The following is a 15,755-nucleotide window of genomic DNA, read 5'->3' as shown; positions in this document are numbered from 1 at the left end:
TTGTTTCGGATGCACGGCGGGTTATGCGACGCATCGAAATTGCTGGCGTTGCAGTTAAGGCGCACCGGTGCGATAGGCAACCCATGCGCCCCGGCCCGCAGTTCATGTTGCAAGCCTTTTCGCGCCGCTTGCAGCCCCTTCAACCGGGCGCAGCGGCATGTCTTGTGCTGTCGCTCGTTTCGCCTGCCCCCCTGTGGGCGCAGGTTGCCCATTCCGACGCCCAGCCTGCGCGCAGCGACGCCCTGCCCCCGCCCGGGGACACCGCGCCCACACCTGCGCCCGCCCCCACACCGGTGCCCGTGCAGGTTGCGCCGGCGGCCGGAGAGAATCGGCAGGTCGAATTCGAAGCCAATGCGCTGACCTATGACGACAACGTTCAGACCGTCACCGCATCGGGTGATGTGCTGATGCGGTCAGGCGATCAGTCGGTGCGGGCCGACAATGTCACCTGGGACCGCACGACCGGGCAGATCGTGGCCACCGGATCGATCCGCTTCGTCGATGATGACGGCAACCAGCTCTATACTGACCGGCTGGAGCTGACCGACGAGCTGAAGGCCGGGGCGATGAGCAATCTGCTGCTCGCCTTCCGCGAAGGGGGCCGGCTGGCCGCTGTCGAAGGACGGCGGGAAGAGAATGGCGATGTCGTGCTGGAGCGCGCCGTCTATTCCGGCTGCGCCGTTGCGGCGGAACAGAATTGCGACAGGACGCCCAGCTGGCGGATCACCGCCCGGCGAGTGAAATATGACGACACGGAAAAGCGGATCCGTTTCGAGGGCGGCTATTTCGAACTGTTCGGGCGGCGGATCATCCCGCTGCCGGGCCTTTCGATCCGCGCCGACGGCGGGGCCGATTCCGGTTTCCTGATGCCCGACGTGGGGCTGACCCAATCCAACGGGGTCGAGGTTCGCGGAAGTTATTACTGGCGGCTGGCGCCCAACCGCGATCTGGTGGTCGACAGCTATATCTATACCGACGCCGTGCCGATGATTTCGGGGACGTTCCGCAATCTGGGGGACAAGGGCGCCTACCAGATCACCGGCTATCTGACGCAAGGATCGCGGCTGCAGCTGAATTCGGACGATCCGAACAATCCGAGCAGCCGGGATATCCGTGGCTATTTCGCGGCCAACGGCCGGTGGCAGATCGACAGGAACTGGAGCGTTTCGGGATCGCTGCGCTATGCGTCCGACCGCACGTTCCTGCGCCGGTACGACATCAGCCGCGACGATCGGATTCGTTCGACCATCAATGTCGAACGGATCGATGACGACAGCTATCTGTCGATTGCCGGCTGGGCGACGCAACTGCTGCTGGTGCAGGATGATCAGGGGCTGGTACCCATCGCCCTGCCCGTGATCGATTACCGCCGCCGCGTGGCCGATCCGCTGCTGGGCGGCACGATCGAGCTGCAGGCCAACACCATGGCGATCACCCGCTGGGAAGGGCAGGACACCCAGCGCGCCTTCACCAGCGCGCAGTGGAACATGCGCCGCTATACCCCGCTGGGCCAGGAAATATCGCTGACCGGGCTGGTGCGCGGCGATGTCTATCATTCCGACGGCAACAGCGCGTCGGTGACCGATCTTTATCGCGGGGAAGAAGGCTGGCAGGGGCGCGGCGTGGCGCTGGCCGCGGTTGATGTAAAATGGCCCTTCGTCGGCAGCTTCCTGGGCGGCACGCAGATCCTGACGCCGCGCGTGCAGGTGGTGGTCAGCCCGACGATCCGCAACCTGGCGATCCCGAATGAGGATTCGCGCGCGATCGATCTGGAAGACAGCAATCTGTTCGCGCTCAACCGCTTCCCCGGATACGACCGGGTCGAGGATGGTTCGCGGGTGACCTATGGCTTCGACTGGCAGGCCGATCTGCCGGGCCTGCGAATCAAGACCGTGTTCGGCCAATCCTATCGCCTGACCGATCAGGCGCCGCTGTTCCCCGATGGCACGGGGCTGAGCCGCAGGCTTTCCGATTTCGTCGGCCGCACCGAAGTGCGGTTCCGCGATTTCGTGAAGTTCACCCACCGCTATCGGCTGGACAAGGACAATCTGGCCGTCCGCCGCAACGAGCTGGATGCGTCGATCGGCAGCGATGCGACCTATTTCGAGCTCGGCTATCTGCGGCTCAACCGTGATGTGGACCTGAATTTCGAGGATCTGCAGGATCGTGAGGAGCTGCGGGTGGCCGGGCGGGTGGCCTTTGCCGGCAACTGGTCCGTGTTCGGATCGGCGGTGGTCAATCTTACCGACCGGCAGGAAGATCCCAATCTGATCGCCGACGGGTTCGATCCGCTGCGCACGCGGCTAGGCTTTGCCTATGCCGACGATTGCCTGGAATTCGGCGTGGTCTGGCGGCGCGATTATATCGAACTGGCAGATTCGCGGAGCGGCAACAGTTTCCGGGTCTATTTCAACCTGCGCAATCTGGGCTTCCGCTGAGACGGTGCATCGCCGCGTTGGCAGTGCGGTGCAAACAGGCTATCGGCGAAACGCATCAGCATTGGTTAAGCTGGCCGGGGCCATGGCCCGGCGTTGATGGGCGGTCGGACCTGCCCCTTACAGGACGATATTTGTGAAGCGATTGGCAAAGACGTTTGGTTTTCTGAGTGCCGCTGCGTTCGCCGTGGGTATCGGCTCTGCGGCGGTCGGTCAGCAGACGGGTGAAGACCTGTTCAACATCCCGGACGATATCACCATCCTGGGGCCGGCCAACCCGAACGCGCGCAAGGCGACGGCGATCGTCAACGGCCAGATCATCACCGGCACCGATGTCGAACAGCGCGTGGCCCTGCTGCTGAATGCCAACAATGACGCCAAGCCGGATGCGGAAGAGCTCAAGCGGCTGAAGCTGCAGGTGCTGCGCAATCTGATCGACGAAACGCTGCAGATCCAGGAAGCCAAGGCGCTGGAAATGGCCGTTTCGGCCGAAGAGGTGGATCAGACCTATCAGCGACTGGCCGGCGAGCGTTTCAACCGTTCGCCCGAGGCGCAGGATGCCTATCTGCGCCAGATCGGATCATCGGCCGGTTCGCTCAAGCGCCAGATCGAGGGCGAATTGTCGTGGGATCGGCTGCTGCGCCGGAACATCCAGCCCTTCGTCAGCGTGTCGGCGGGCGAAGTGAACGAGCTGTATGAACGGCTGCAGGCATCGCGCGGAACGACCGAATACCGGATCGGCGAAATCTACATGGCGGCCACCCCTGCCAATCGCGCGCAGGTGGAACAGAACATGCGCCAGATCGTGCAGCAATTGCAGCAGGGCGGCAGCTTCGTGGCCTATGCAAGGCAATATTCGCAGGCGACCACCGGCGTGGTTGGCGGAGATCTGGGCTGGATCCAGCTGGCGCAGTTGCAGAACCCGCAGCTGGAAGCCGTGACCGCCGATCTGCAGCCCGGCCAGCTGGCCGGGCCGATCGAAATCCCCGGCGGTTTTTCGATCCTCTATCTGATCGACAAGCGTCAGATCGGCATGGCCGATCCGCGTGACGCGCTGCTGAGCCTGAAACAGATTTCGCTGGAATTCCCCGCCGGCACGACCGAAGCGCAGGCCCGCACGAAGGCCGATGCCTTCGCGCAAGGGATCCAGACCATCCGTGGTTGCGGCGAAGCCGATGCCGTGGCCACCAAGCTGGGCGCCGAAGTGGTGACAAACGACCAGGTGCAGGTGCGGGCGCTGCCCGAAGCGCTGCAATCCGCGCTGCTGGAACTCAACATCGGCCAGTCCACGCCGCCCTTCGGATCGCTACAGGATGGCGTGCGCGTGCTGATGCTGTGCGGCCGCGATGATCCCGAATCCGTTTCGGGCCCCAGCCGCGACCAGCTGATGAACAATCTGGAAGAAGACCGCGTGAACAAGCGTGCGCAGCGCTATCTGCGCGATCTGCGTCGTGACGCGGTCATCGAATACAATTGATCGCGTGAGCGCTGCACAATCGGCCCCGCTGGCGCTGTCGCTCGGCGATCCGGCGGGCATCGGCCCCGAACTGATTGTCGAGGCCTGGGCCCGCCGCAATACCGAGGCGCTGCCGCCGTTTCTGGCGGTGGGCAGTGCGCGGCTACTGCGCCAGGCGGCAGAGGCGCGCGGGCTGGCCGTGCAGGTGGTCGCAATCGACAATCCGGGCGATGCCGCCAGCGCATTTGGTGATGCCCTGCCTGTTCTGCATGGAGATGAAGAGGCCGACTATGCGCCTGGCACCCCGACCGAGGCGGGCGCCCGGCTGGCGATGGCATCGCTGCAGATTGCCACCCGGCTGACGGTTGAGGGACAGTGCAGCGCACTGGTGACCGGGCCGATTGCCAAATCCGAGCTGGCCAAGGTGGGCTTCATTTTTCCCGGCCAGACCGAATTCGTGGCCGATGCCTGCGGCATTGCGGCCGAAGACGCGGTGATGATGCTGGCCGGGCCGCAATTGCGCACCGTGCCGCTAACCGTGCATTGCGCGCTGGCCGAAGTGCCGGGGCGGATCACCATCGATTTGATCTGCCGCCGGGCGCGGATCGTCCATGCCGCCATGCAACGCGATTTTGGGCTGGCGACGCCGCGCATCGCGATCTGCGGGCTGAACCCGCATGCCGGGGAAAGCGGACGTATGGGGCGTGAAGAGATCGAGACCATCGCCCCGGCCATCGCGCGGCTGCAGTCCGAAGGAATCGGCGCGACCGGGCCGCATCCGGCGGATTCGCTGTTCGCGCCGCATGCGCGCGATGGCTATGATGTGGCGATTGCCATGTATCATGATCAGGCGCTGGTCCCGATCAAGGCGCTGGATTTCGATTCCGGGGTCAATATGACTCTGGGCCTGCCGATCATCCGCACATCGCCTGATCACGGCACGGCCTTCGCCATCGCCGGGCAGCGGCTGGCCCATGCCGGTGCAACCCTTGCCGCCATCCGCATGGCTGGCGAAACCGCCGTCTGGCGTGCAAAGGCCGCCGCATGACGACGGCCCCGCTTTCTCCGCTGCCCCCCTTGCGCGACGTGATCGCCAAATTCGGGCTCAGCGCGTCCAAGTCACTGGGGCAGAATTTCCTGCTCGACGAACAATTGCTCGACCGGATTGCCGCCATTCCCGGATCGTTGGAGGATCGCGCGGTGCTGGAGATTGGCCCCGGCCCGGGCGGGCTGACCCGCGCCCTGCTGCGCGCCGGCGCCCGCGTGACCGCGATCGAAATGGACCGCCGCTGCCTGCCCGCACTGGCAGAATTGGGCGAAGCCTTCCCCGGCAGGCTGCGCGTGATCGAGGGCGATGCCATGGCGATCAATCATGATGAGCTGATGGACGAACCCTATGCCATCGCCAGCAATCTGCCCTATAATGTCGGCACCGCGCTGTTCGTCGGCTGGCTGGGTGGCGAAGCCTGGCCGCCGCTGTGGACCAGTCTGACGCTGATGTTCCAGCAGGAAGTGGCCCAGCGCGTGGTCGCCGAGCCCGACACCAGCGCCTATGGCCGGCTGGCTGTTCTGGCGCAGTGGCGCGCGCAGCCGAAGCTGGCGATGAAGGTCCACCGCAGCGCCTTCACCCCGCCGCCCAAGGTGATGAGCGCGATCATCCAGCTGGAACCGACGACCACGCCCGAGGGTGTTTCGGCCAAGATGCTGTCCCGCGTGACCGAGGCGGCATTCGGCCAGCGGCGCAAGATGCTGCGGCAGAGCCTGAAAGGCGTGCCGGGTGCGCTGGAGGTGCTGGTCCAGTTGGGGATCGATCCGACGCGGCGGGCGGAAACGCTGAGCGTGGCGGAGTTTACGGATATTGCCCGGGGCCTGAGCCGAAGCTGAGGCCAGCGCCGGGGTTCCCGACGCCAGCATTTTGCCGTGAGATACGAAGTCGTGCCTGTCTGTCAGGTCGCGACTGGATTCCCGCCTTCGCGGGAATGACGAATTTGAACAATTGCATAACATCGTCATTCCCGCGCAGGCGGGAATCCAGGGGCAACTCGCGGCTAGCCGTCAGCCGGCAACGCCTGCCTTTACCTTCAACCGCCAAGCATGCAGCAGGGGTTCGGTGTAGCCGCTGGGCTGTTCCACGCCCTTGAACACCAGATCGCAGGCGGCGAGGAAGGCGGGGTGGCTGTCCCAATTGCCGGCCATCGGGCGGTAGAGCGGATCGCCGGCATTCTGGGCATCGACCTTGGCTGCCATGCGATGCAGCGCGTCCATCACCTGTTCATGGGTGCAGACGCCATGCAGCAGCCAGTTGGCCAGATGCTGGCTGGAAATGCGTAGCGTGGCGCGATCTTCCATCAGGCCGACATCGTTGATATCGGGCACCTTGGAACAGCCGATGCCCTGATCGATCCAGCGCACGACATAGCCGAGCAGGCCCTGGCAATTGTTGTCCAACTCTTCGGCCACCTCGGCCTCGCTCCAGTTCACGCCGTCGGCCAGCGGAATGGTCAGCAGCGCGTCCAGCCCCGGCGCTTCGCCCAAGGTGGGCTGCAAGGCGAAGACATCGCTGCCATGGTAATGCAGCGCGTGCAGCACGGCGGCGGTGGGGGACGGCACCCAGGCGGTGTTGGCGCCGGCGGCCAGATGGGCGCCCTTTTCTGCGAGCATGGCCTGCATCCGGTCGGGCGCGGCCCACATCCCCTTGCCGATCTGCGCCCGGCCCGACAGGCCGCAGGCAAGGCCGATGGCGACATTGCGCTTTTCATAGGCATCGAGCCAGGCGGAGGATTTCATCGCCCCCTTGCGAACCATCGGCCCGGCCTGCATCGACGTGTGGATTTCATCGCCCGTGCGATCGAGGAAGCCGGTGTTGATAAAGACGATGCGGTTTTTCACCGCATGGATGCAGGCGGCCAGATTGACGCTGGTGCGGCGTTCTTCATCCATCACCCCGACCTTGACCGTATGGCGCGGCAGGCCGACCAGATCTTCCACCGCGTCGAACAGATCATTGGTGAAGCGGCATTCATCCGGCCCGTGCATCTTGGGCTTGACGATATAGATGCTGCCGGTGCGGCTGTTGCCGAAACGGGTGCGCCCTTCCACGTCCAGCGCGCCGATGGCCGAGGTAACGACCGCGTCCATGATGCCTTCGGGAATTTCATGGCCATCGGCCAGCAGGATGGCCGGATTGGTCATCAGATGGCCGACATTGCGGACGAACAGCAGGCTGCGGCCGGGCAGCGTGATTTCCACCCCGTCATGCGCGGTATAGGTGACATCGGGATCGAGCTGGCGGACCAGTTCGCGCCCGCCCTTGTCAAACCGCGCCTCCAGATCGCCGCGAATGACGCCGAGCCAATTGGCATAGGCGGCCAGCTTGTCCTGCGCATCGACCGCGGCGGTGGAATCTTCCAGATCGACGATAGCGGTCAGTGCGGCTTCGAGCCGGATATCGGCGATGCCGGCCCGGTCGGTCTGGCCGATCGGATGGGCGGGATCGACCACCAGTTTGATGTGCAGGCCATTGTTGCGGAACAGATAACCCTGCGCCGTACGGCCGGCATATTGTGCGCCATCCTGCAACGGCACATCAGCCCCGAGATCGGCGAGATCCGTCCAGCTGCCTTCCGCCAATGGCAGCGCCTGATCCAGGAAGGCCCGACCGGCCGCGATGACCTGCGCCCCGCGCGCGGCATCATAGCCGCCGCCCGCCGGCAGCGAGCCGAGCGCATCGGTGCCGTACCAGGCATCATAGAGGCTGCCCCAGCGGGCATTGGCGGCATTGAGCAGGAAGCGGGCGTTGAGCACCGGCACCACCAGTTGCGGCCCGGCCAGCCGGGCGATTTCCGCATCCACATTGGTGGTGGCGATGCTGAACGCGGCCGGTTCGGGGACCAGATAGCCAATGGATTCGAGGAATGCACGATAGGCGGCCGAATCATGGGGCTGGCCGCGCCGTTCACGATGCCAGCCATCGATCTGCACCTGCAGCGCATCGCGCCGCGCCAGCAGTTCACGGTTGCGTGGCGCGAAGGTGCCGCAAAGCTTCGCGAAGCCATCCCAGAACGCCGCAATGTCGCGTTCGCGGGGCGCCAGTACCTGCGTTTCGATGAAATCCGTCAGCGCCGCATCAATCTGCAAACCCGCACGTTCGACCCGATTGTTCAAATCACCTCTCCTCGACCGGCCTCTTCACCGGATGCGCTATCCTTGAAAGCGGCCCATGAGCCGCTACACCATTGGGGAATGAAGCATCTCGCGGCCAATGAAAACAGATTGATCGACACGATCGCGCAATCGGTGATGCTGGCGCAGACCGAACGCTGGGTGGCGATCAACAGCGGGACCGACAATCTGCCCGGTCTGGCCGCGCAGGCCGCAGACCTTGCCGATGCGTTTGCCGTACTGCCGGGCACAATCGCCCTGCGCGATCCGGCGCCGGTGACGGTGATGAATGCCGCCGGGCGGGAAATCCCGCGCGTGCATGGCCAGCATCTGCTGGTCCGCGTGCGCCCGGATGCCCCGCGCCGCCTGCTGCTGACCGGGCATATGGACACCGTCTATCCCGCCGATCATCCGTTTCAGCAGGGGCGCTGGATCGATTCCGATCACTACAACGCGCCCGGCGCGGCCGATATGAAGGGCGGCATCGCCGTGATGCTGGCGGCGCTGCAGGCATTCGAGCACAGCCCGGCGGCAGCATCGGTGGGTTACGACGTGCTGATCAATTCGGATGAAGAAACCGGATCGCTGTCATCATCCGCGCTGATCGCGGAACTGGCGCAGCACAAATATGCCGCGCTGACCTATGAGCCCGCCGCGCTGCCCGATGGCACGCTGGCCCATGCGCGGGGCGGCAGCGGCAATTTCAGCGTGGCGATCACCGGCCGGTCTGCCCATGCCGGGCGCAATCCGCAGGATGGGCGCAATGCCATTGTCGCGGCCGCCGCGCTGACGATGATGCTGGCCGGATGGCGGAACGAGAACCTGAGCATCAATCCGGCGCGGATCGATGGCGGATCGGGCAACAATGTCGTGCCCGATCTGGCCGTGCTGCGGTTCAACATCCGCCCGCGCACGCTGGAGGCGGCGGCGGAGTTCCGCGCCGCCTTTGCCGCGATGCTGGAGGATGTCGAGCGCGGGCATGAGGTGACCACGCAGGTGCATGGGGGGATCACCCGCCCGCCCAAGCCGGTGGATGCGCGCGCGCAGGCCCTGTTCGATCTGGTGCAGCGCACCGGGGCCGATCTGGGGCAGGCCATCGCCTGGCAGCCGAGTGGCGGGGTGTGCGACGGAAACAATATTGCCGCCTGCGGCGTTCCTGTGGTGGACACGCTGGGCGTGCGTGGCGGCAGGATCCATTCGGCGGAGGAATATCTGATCCCTTCATCTCTGGCTGAACGGGCTGCCCTGTCTGCGCTGTTGCTCCATCGGTTGGCCACGGGGGATATTCTATGAGCTTCGTCATCCGGTCTGCCGCGCGCAAGGATTTGCAGCCGCTGTATGAAATGGCCAAGCTGACCGGTGGCGGTTTTACCAATCTGCCGCCCGATCGCCCGGCGCTGAAGTCCAAGCTGGAACGATCCGCCACGGCGCTGGCGCGGGACGAGGACAGCCTTGCCGACGAATTGTTCGTGATCGTGCTGGAAAATGCCGCAACCGGCGATGTGCGGGGCACCGCACAGATGTTCACCCAGGTGGGGCAGAGCTGGCCGTTCTATTCCTATCGTCTGACCACGCTGACCCAGCACAGCCAGGAATTGCAGCGCAGCGTGCGTGCCGAACTGCTGAGCCTGACGACCGATCTGGAAGGATCGAGCGAGGTCGGCGGGTTGTTCCTCCACCCTTCCGAACGGGCGGGCGGGCTGGGGCTGCTGCTGGCGCGCAGCCGTTATCTGTTCATCGCCATGCATCGCGCGCGGTTCGGCGACCGTATTCTGGCGGAGCTGCGCGGGATTATCGACGAGCGTGGCGGATCACCGTTCTGGGATGCGATCGGCGGCAAATTCTTCGGCATGACATTTCAGGAGGCCGATTATTTCAACGCCATTCATGGCAATCAGTTCATCGCCGATCTGATGCCCAAGCACCCCGTCTATATCGCCATGCTGGATGACAGCGCCCGCCGCGTGATCGGCCTGCCCCACCCCAGTGGCCGTGCCGCGATGCGGATGCTGGAGAACGAAGGCTATGCCGCGCAGGGCTATATCGACATTTTCGACGGCGGGCCGACGATGACGGCCCAGACCGATCAGGTGGTGAGCATCCGCCAAGCCCGCCATGCGCCGCTGATGGGCCTGTGCACCAGCGGTGAGCCGGTGCTGGCCGCGACCGGCCGGCTCAGCCGGTTCCGCTGCTGTTTCGGGGAAGTCACCCCCGGCGAGAACGGTGTGCAGGTGACCGAGGAAACCGCCGCACTGTTGTGTGCAGAGCCGGGTGACGACATCTGGTGGGTGGCGCGATGAAGCGGCTGATCGAGATCAATTTCGACGGCATTGTCGGCCCGAGCCACAATTATGCCGGGCTGAGCCTGGGCAATCTGGCCGCGACGAACAATGCCGGGCAGCCATCATACCCCCGCGCGGCCGCGCTGCAGGGGCTGGCCAAGATGCGGGCCAATCTGGCGCTGGGGCTGGCGCAGGGGTTCTTCGTTCCCCCGCCCCGCCCCAATCCGGTGTGGCTGGATGCCCTGTCTGCCGATGGGGACACCGATCCGGCGCTGATCGCCGGGGCTTGGTCAGCCTCCGCCATGTGGACCGCCAATGCGGCGACGGTTTCCCCCGCGCCCGACACCGCCGATGGCCGTTGCCATCTGACCGTGGCCAATCTCGTCACCATGCCGCATCGTGCGCATGAATGGCCCGACACGCTGGGGCAGTTGCGGCTGGCGTTTTCGGGCGCGCATTTTGCCGTGCATGGCCCGGTGCCACCCTGTTTCGGCGATGAGGGCGCGGCCAATCACATGCGGATGGCGCGCAGCCACAATCAGCCGGGACTGGAAATATTCGTCTATGGCCGGCCCGGCGGGCGTTTCCCGGCGCGGCAGCATGAGCAGGCCGGGCGGCTGATCGCCCGGCGCCACGGGCTGGACCCAGCCCGCACCCTGTTCATCGAACAATCGGCGGAAGCCATTGCGGCGGGCGCGTTCCACAATGATGTGGTGGCCGTGGCCAATGAAAGGGTGTTGTTCACCCATGAAAAGGCCTTTGCCGAGCCCGAGGCGACCTATGCCGCGATCCGCAAGCGCCTGCCCGAAGCGGAGATCATCGTGGTGCCCGACAATGTGGTGAGCCTGGCCGAGGCGATCCGCAGCTATCTGTTCAACGGGCAACTGGTGACACAGCCCGATGGCACCATGGCGCTGATCATTCCGGATGAAGCGTGGGACAGCGCCCCGGTGCGCGGGTGGCTGAACGCGCTGGTGGCCGGCAATGGCCCGATCCGCGCCGTCCTGCCCGTCGATGTGCGGCAATCCATGGCCAATGGCGGCGGCCCCGCCTGCCTGCGGCTGCGCGTGGTGGCCGATCCATCCGCCATCAATCCGCAATTCTTTTTGAGCCAATCCAGGGCCGAAGCGATCGAGCGCGTGATCAGCCAGCACTGGCCCGAACAGATCGATCCGACCGATCTGGGCAATTCGTCGCTGGCCAGCAACGTATTGGCGGCGCGGGCTGAATTGCTGGACATTCTCGGTTTGGGACAGTTGGATTGATCCCCCGCTGGCCCGCTTTACAACTCCGGGGCGGCCAACCATTGTTCAGCAAGCACTGACACTGCGGAAAGGGTGAAGGGTCCAGCATGCTGCGCAAGATATTCAGGCTGTTCGTGATCAAGACCCGGTTCGAGGCCTTGCTGATCATCTATGCCCTGGCCCTGGGCGCAACGGCACGCGGCACGCATTATCTGCAGGATTACCCCGGTTTCGGCGGCAAGCTGCTGTTCCTAGCCTGCACCGGCGCGGTGTTCATGGCCGGGGCGAAGATCCTGGACTGCCTGAAGTATGAGCAGGCGGAACGGGAAGCGGCGGAGCAGGCGGGATCGGATCAGGGCTGATCTGAAAAGAAAAAGTCAGCGCCTCTAACTCAAGGTATACGCCCAACGCGGCGAGGACCATTTTGACAAGGCCGCGTGGACAGATTCGGACCGGCGGCTATCGCCCAATTGCGGGCATTGGCGTAGGTGTTTAAAATGATCGGATGATAAAGCGCCGGAAGCCAAAAGTTTCGCTTGAGCAGGCTAAGCTGCTGGCGGACGAATATATTGCTGCACAGGATCTGAGGGGCTGGCGCTTTGAGATTGTCGAAGCACATCGCGCGGGGAGCGACCCCGACAATTGGACGGTTATCGTAGACCGTTCTTCGCCAGAAGGGGGACTGGTTGATGGCCCTCAAATTCTGATTGTGAATGGTGCATCGGGCGAAGTTCGGACATTCGAATCATACTACGAATGATCCAAGCGCCAACGACCGCTTTCCACCCTTATCTGCCATTTTGTATTGGCAGCTAATTTGTCCACGCATCTTGGAAACTTCGTTCTCGTCTATTTATGGAAGGCGGGGCGTTTCTGTTGCAAAGCACGCGCCTGCCAGTCTTCGCAGGGTGAGGACCTTTGCACTGAAGGAAATCTCGTTCCCGTCCACCGCTGTATGAGTGGGGCGTTTCTGTTGTAAGGCACGCGCCTGTCAGCCCTAACGGGGCGAGGACCGTCGCATCCTGGGGAAACCTTGTCCCTGTCTGCAAATAAGGAGGTGGGGCGTTTCTGTTGCAAGGCACGCCCCGGGCCCCTGGAATCCCTTCTGTTGCCCGGTGGGTCCAACCGCGCTTTAGCTTTGTAAATTCAGGCCGTTAGGCCGTCACATTACGCAGCGATTGCGAGTGCTTCGTTATCGTTGGCACTTGTGAGTTTTGAGCCTTAGTACGGGTTACTCAGCCCGGGCGAAAACAGTGCTTTTCAACACACGTCGATCCTGGTTCGGCCCCGTCAGAGCCCCCGGTTGCCCGGGGATTTTGGTGGAGCCGCCGGGTACTGCCCCCGGGTCCGCTGTGCCTATTGCACACCGCAATTTATCGCCATAGCCGGCCGAAACCGGCAATCTCCATATAGGCCGCCGCTTGCAAATGTGAAGAGGCGGCGGCCCACAAGACCGTGGATCAGGGACGCTTTTTCAATTCGTCGCGGATTTCCGCCAGCAGTTCCACCTCGGTCGGGCCCTTGGGCGCTTCGACCACTTCGGGCTTCGGCATCAGCTTGTTCACCGAACGCACGAGCAGGAAAATGATGAAGGCCAGGATCAGGAAATTGATCACTGCCGTGATGAAGGCGCCATAGCCGAACATCGCCGCGCCGGCTTCCTTCAGGGCGGCATAATCGGTGACCGATCCGGTATATCCTTCGGGAACCTTGAGCAGCAGGAAGTAGCTGGAAAAATCCATCCCGCCAAAAATCACCCCGACGACCGGCATGATAACATCTGTCGTCAAAGATGTTACAATTGTGCCGAAAGCGCCGCCAATGATCACCGCGACGGCGAGATCCAGTACATTGCCCCTTGCGATAAAGGCCTTGAAATCCTGCAGCATGACCCCGTTCCTCCACTTGCCGTGATTTGCAATTCTCCTTCGCGTGTCTTTGCCATTGGTGCCATTGCGTCACAAGCCCCGGGGCAGACGGGCTCCACCGTTGCTTGCCGGCATTGCTTGAAAGCGCGATCGGCCGTGCTATCTACCTAACACAGTCGATTTTCGAGGGGAGTTTCATGTCCGCCTTTTCACCGCTTCGCGGCGCCGTGATCATTGCAGCCGCCGTCTCGCTCAGCGCCTGCGGGATCAATTCCGTGCCCACAGCCGAAGAAAACGCCAAGGCAAAATGGGGCGATGTGGAAAGCGCCTATCAGCGGCGGGCAGATCTCATTCCGAACCTAGTGGCGACCGTGAAGGCCGCGACCCAGGCGGAATCGCAGATTCTCGAAAAGGTGGTCAACGCCCGTGCGCGCGCCACATCGATCAACATCACCACCGATGATCTGTCTAATCCGGAAGAATTCCAGAAATTCCAGGATGCGCAGAACCAGTTGACCCAGGCCATGGGCCAGTTGCGCACCGTGGTTGAGAATTACCCGAATATAAAAAGCTCGGACGGGTATGACGACCTGACCAGCTCTCTGGAAGCCACGGAAAACCGCATCGATTCTGCGCGCAGTGATTATAACGCCGCTGTGCAGGAGTATAATACGACGATCCGGACCTTCCCCGACATCATCGGCGCGAAAATCATCCATGGCGCCAAGCCAATGGAAAGCTTCAAGGCCCAGCCCGGCTCCAATGTCGCGCCCACGGTTGATTTCGGCAACTGACCGGCCAGCCCACGCCGGTGACGCGCTTTCTTGCCCTGATACTTGCGCTGCTGGCCGCGCTGGCGAGCCTGCCGGCGGCAGCGCAGAACTTTCCCCCGCGCCCGGACGGGCCGGTGCTGGATCAGGCAGATATCCTGCCCCCGGCAGAGGAAGCCGCGCTCGATGCGAAGCTGCGCGCCTACAATCAGCAGACCGGCCGCTCCGTCGTCGTTGCAACGGTCAACAGCCTGAACGGCGAAGATCCGCAGTTCTACACCCGAAATCTGGCCAGAGCCTGGGGCATCGGCGGGGAAGAATCGCGGCAGGGCGTGCTGATGATGGTCGCACCCAATGATCGCAAAGTTTTCATCAGTACAGCACGCGGGGTTCAGACCACGCTGACCGATATTTCGACCGCACGGATCGTTCGGAACGTGATTATCCCGGCCTTCAAGAATGACGATATGGCCGGCGGCGTGATCGCCGGCGTCGATGCCGTTCTCGAACGGCTGAACATGGACCCGGCAGAGGCGCAAGCCCTTGCCGAGGCGGAGGCCGCAGCGGCGAAAAACGGGCGCTCCGATGACGTCAGCATTGGCGGCGTCATCTTCTGGATCGTGCTGATCGTGTTCCTGGTCTTCCTGTTCGGGCGTGGCGGGGCGCGCGGGCGGCGCCATGGTGCCGGCGGTGTGGTGGGCGATGTCATCCTGTGGGGCGCCCTCAACGCGCTGAGCAACAGCGATGGAGACGGCTGGGGCGGCGGCGGCGGAAGCAGCGGCGGCGGCGGTTTCGGGGGCTTTGGCGGCGGCGGTGGCGGCTTCAACGGCGGCGGTTCAGGGGGAAGCTGGTAAATGGGCATCTATATGACCCCCGCCGATCACCAGCAGGTGAGCGATGCCGTCGCAGCGGCAGAGGCGGGCACGGCGGGCGAGATCGTGACCGTGATTGCCGATCAGTCCGACGGCTATACCGATGTGGCGCTGGCCTGGGCGGCGGTGATCGCCTTTACCGCCATGACCGCGCTGGCGTTCTTTCCCGATTTCTTCCTGGGCATCTATGACCGGATCTTCGGCCATTGGAATGCCGACCATTCGCCGACGCTGATCTTCGCGATTGCGGCGGCGATCGGGATCACGACATTCATCGGCGTGGTATTGCTGGCGCTGATCCCGGCGGTGCGGATCTTCCTGGTGCCGGGCACGATCCGCACGCGGCGGGTGCATGCCCGGGCGATCGATCTGTTCAAGGTCGGCGCCGAACGGCGCACGCGCAGCCGCACGGGCATCATGATCTATCTTTCGATGCACGAACACCGCGCCGAGATCGTCGCCGACAAGGAGATCACCCGGCTGGTGCCGCCAGAGGCCTGGGGCGATGCGATGGTGGCGCTGCTGGCCGGGCTGAAAGAGCGCGGGCCGGCCGCGGGCATGATTGCGGCGGTGGAACAGATCGGCGTGATCCTGGCCGAATATCTGCCGCGTGAAGAGGGCGATGTGAACGAGTTGCCTGATCGGCTGATCGAACTATAGCTTGCGG

General features: G+C 63.8%; 14 protein-coding genes and 1 other RNA gene. 12 read left to right on the top strand and 3 right to left on the bottom strand.

All coding sequences use genetic code 11. From position 1 onward, the window contains the following. Nucleotides 1-83 precede the first annotated feature (83 nt). The 4 genes from GRI97_RS05270 to rsmA all read left to right on the top strand — a co-directional run bounded on the left by GRI97_RS05270 (nt 84) and on the right by rsmA (nt 5,775). Complete coding sequence (locus tag GRI97_RS05270; protein WP_161390042.1) at nt 84-2,438, top strand: LPS-assembly protein LptD; 2,355 nt, start codon at nt 84-86, stop codon at nt 2,436-2,438. 133 nt (nt 2,439-2,571) lie between these two features. Beyond that, nucleotides 2,572-3,912: a peptidylprolyl isomerase gene (locus GRI97_RS05265; RefSeq protein WP_377018877.1), complete on the top strand. Its 1,341-nt coding sequence runs from the start codon at nt 2,572-2,574 to the stop codon at nt 3,910-3,912. 4 nt (nt 3,913-3,916) lie between these two features. Beyond that, on the top strand, nt 3,917-4,939 hold the full coding sequence (gene pdxA, locus GRI97_RS05260) for a 4-hydroxythreonine-4-phosphate dehydrogenase PdxA (RefSeq protein ID WP_161390041.1): 1,023 nt from the start codon (nt 3,917-3,919) through the stop codon (nt 4,937-4,939). Then, nucleotides 4,936-5,775 (top strand): 16S rRNA (adenine(1518)-N(6)/adenine(1519)-N(6))-dimethyltransferase RsmA, encoded by an 840-nt coding sequence (rsmA, locus tag GRI97_RS05255; RefSeq protein WP_161390040.1) that lies wholly within the window; start codon nt 4,936-4,938, stop codon nt 5,773-5,775. The genes pdxA and rsmA overlap by 4 nt, the downstream gene beginning before the upstream one ends. A 171-nt stretch (nt 5,776-5,946) precedes the next feature. On the opposite strand, the gene GRI97_RS05250 is transcribed toward rsmA, so the two are convergent. Continuing rightward, nucleotides 5,947-8,055, bottom strand: a complete 2,109-nt coding sequence (locus tag GRI97_RS05250) for a malate synthase G (protein ID WP_161390039.1) — start codon at nt 8,053-8,055, stop codon at nt 5,947-5,949. Nucleotides 8,056-8,133: 78 nt separating this feature from the next. On the opposite strand from GRI97_RS05250, the gene GRI97_RS05245 reads away from it, so the two are divergent. The 5 genes from GRI97_RS05245 (at nt 8,134) to GRI97_RS05225 (ending at nt 12,338) form a co-directional block, all read left to right on the top strand. Further along, the gene (locus GRI97_RS05245) at nt 8,134-9,345 is read left to right on the top strand and encodes a hydrolase (protein ID WP_161390038.1); all 1,212 of its coding nucleotides are present in this window, start codon (nt 8,134-8,136) and stop codon (nt 9,343-9,345) included. Continuing rightward, the gene (locus GRI97_RS05240; RefSeq protein ID WP_161390037.1) at nt 9,342-10,352 is read left to right on the top strand and encodes an arginine N-succinyltransferase; all 1,011 of its coding nucleotides are present in this window, start codon (nt 9,342-9,344) and stop codon (nt 10,350-10,352) included. Before GRI97_RS05245 ends, GRI97_RS05240 begins: the two co-directional genes overlap by 4 nt. Continuing rightward, nucleotides 10,349-11,599 (top strand): N-succinylarginine dihydrolase, encoded by a 1,251-nt coding sequence (locus GRI97_RS05235; protein WP_161390036.1) that lies wholly within the window; start codon nt 10,349-10,351, stop codon nt 11,597-11,599. The genes GRI97_RS05240 and GRI97_RS05235 overlap by 4 nt, the downstream gene beginning before the upstream one ends. Before the next feature lie 86 nt (nt 11,600-11,685). Then, complete coding sequence (locus GRI97_RS05230; RefSeq protein ID WP_161390035.1) at nt 11,686-11,940, top strand: hypothetical protein; 255 nt, start codon at nt 11,686-11,688, stop codon at nt 11,938-11,940. A 143-nt stretch (nt 11,941-12,083) separates the two neighbouring features. Next, on the top strand, nt 12,084-12,338 hold the full coding sequence (locus tag GRI97_RS05225; protein WP_161390034.1) for a hypothetical protein: 255 nt from the start codon (nt 12,084-12,086) through the stop codon (nt 12,336-12,338). Between the two features lie 334 nt (nt 12,339-12,672). Here the strand turns inward: GRI97_RS05225 and ssrA are convergent. Beyond that, nucleotides 12,673-13,016, bottom strand: a transfer-messenger RNA (tmRNA) gene (gene ssrA, locus GRI97_RS05220). A gap of 22 nt (nt 13,017-13,038) precedes the next feature. After that, nucleotides 13,039-13,467, bottom strand: a complete 429-nt coding sequence (gene mscL / locus GRI97_RS05215; protein WP_161390033.1) for a large conductance mechanosensitive channel protein MscL — start codon at nt 13,465-13,467, stop codon at nt 13,039-13,041. A gap of 176 nt (nt 13,468-13,643) precedes the next feature. Here mscL and GRI97_RS05210 point away from each other — a divergent pair, with 176 nt between their 5' ends. From GRI97_RS05210 to GRI97_RS05200, 3 genes are read left to right on the top strand one after another with little or no spacing between them, the layout of a single operon-like run. Then, complete coding sequence (locus GRI97_RS05210) at nt 13,644-14,240, top strand: LemA family protein (protein WP_161390032.1); 597 nt, start codon at nt 13,644-13,646, stop codon at nt 14,238-14,240. Between the two features lie 17 nt (nt 14,241-14,257). After that, the gene (locus GRI97_RS18780) at nt 14,258-15,070 is read left to right on the top strand and encodes a TPM domain-containing protein (RefSeq protein WP_161390031.1); all 813 of its coding nucleotides are present in this window, start codon (nt 14,258-14,260) and stop codon (nt 15,068-15,070) included. After that, the gene (locus GRI97_RS05200) at nt 15,071-15,748 is read left to right on the top strand and encodes a TPM domain-containing protein (RefSeq protein ID WP_161390030.1); all 678 of its coding nucleotides are present in this window, start codon (nt 15,071-15,073) and stop codon (nt 15,746-15,748) included. It begins immediately after the preceding gene. Nucleotides 15,749-15,755: the final 7 nt, after the last annotated feature.

The organism is Croceibacterium xixiisoli (assembly GCF_009827305.1).
GTDB lineage: Bacteria > Pseudomonadota > Alphaproteobacteria > Sphingomonadales > Sphingomonadaceae > Croceibacterium_C > Croceibacterium_C xixiisoli.
This window is presented reverse-complemented; position numbering and strand designations above follow the sequence as displayed.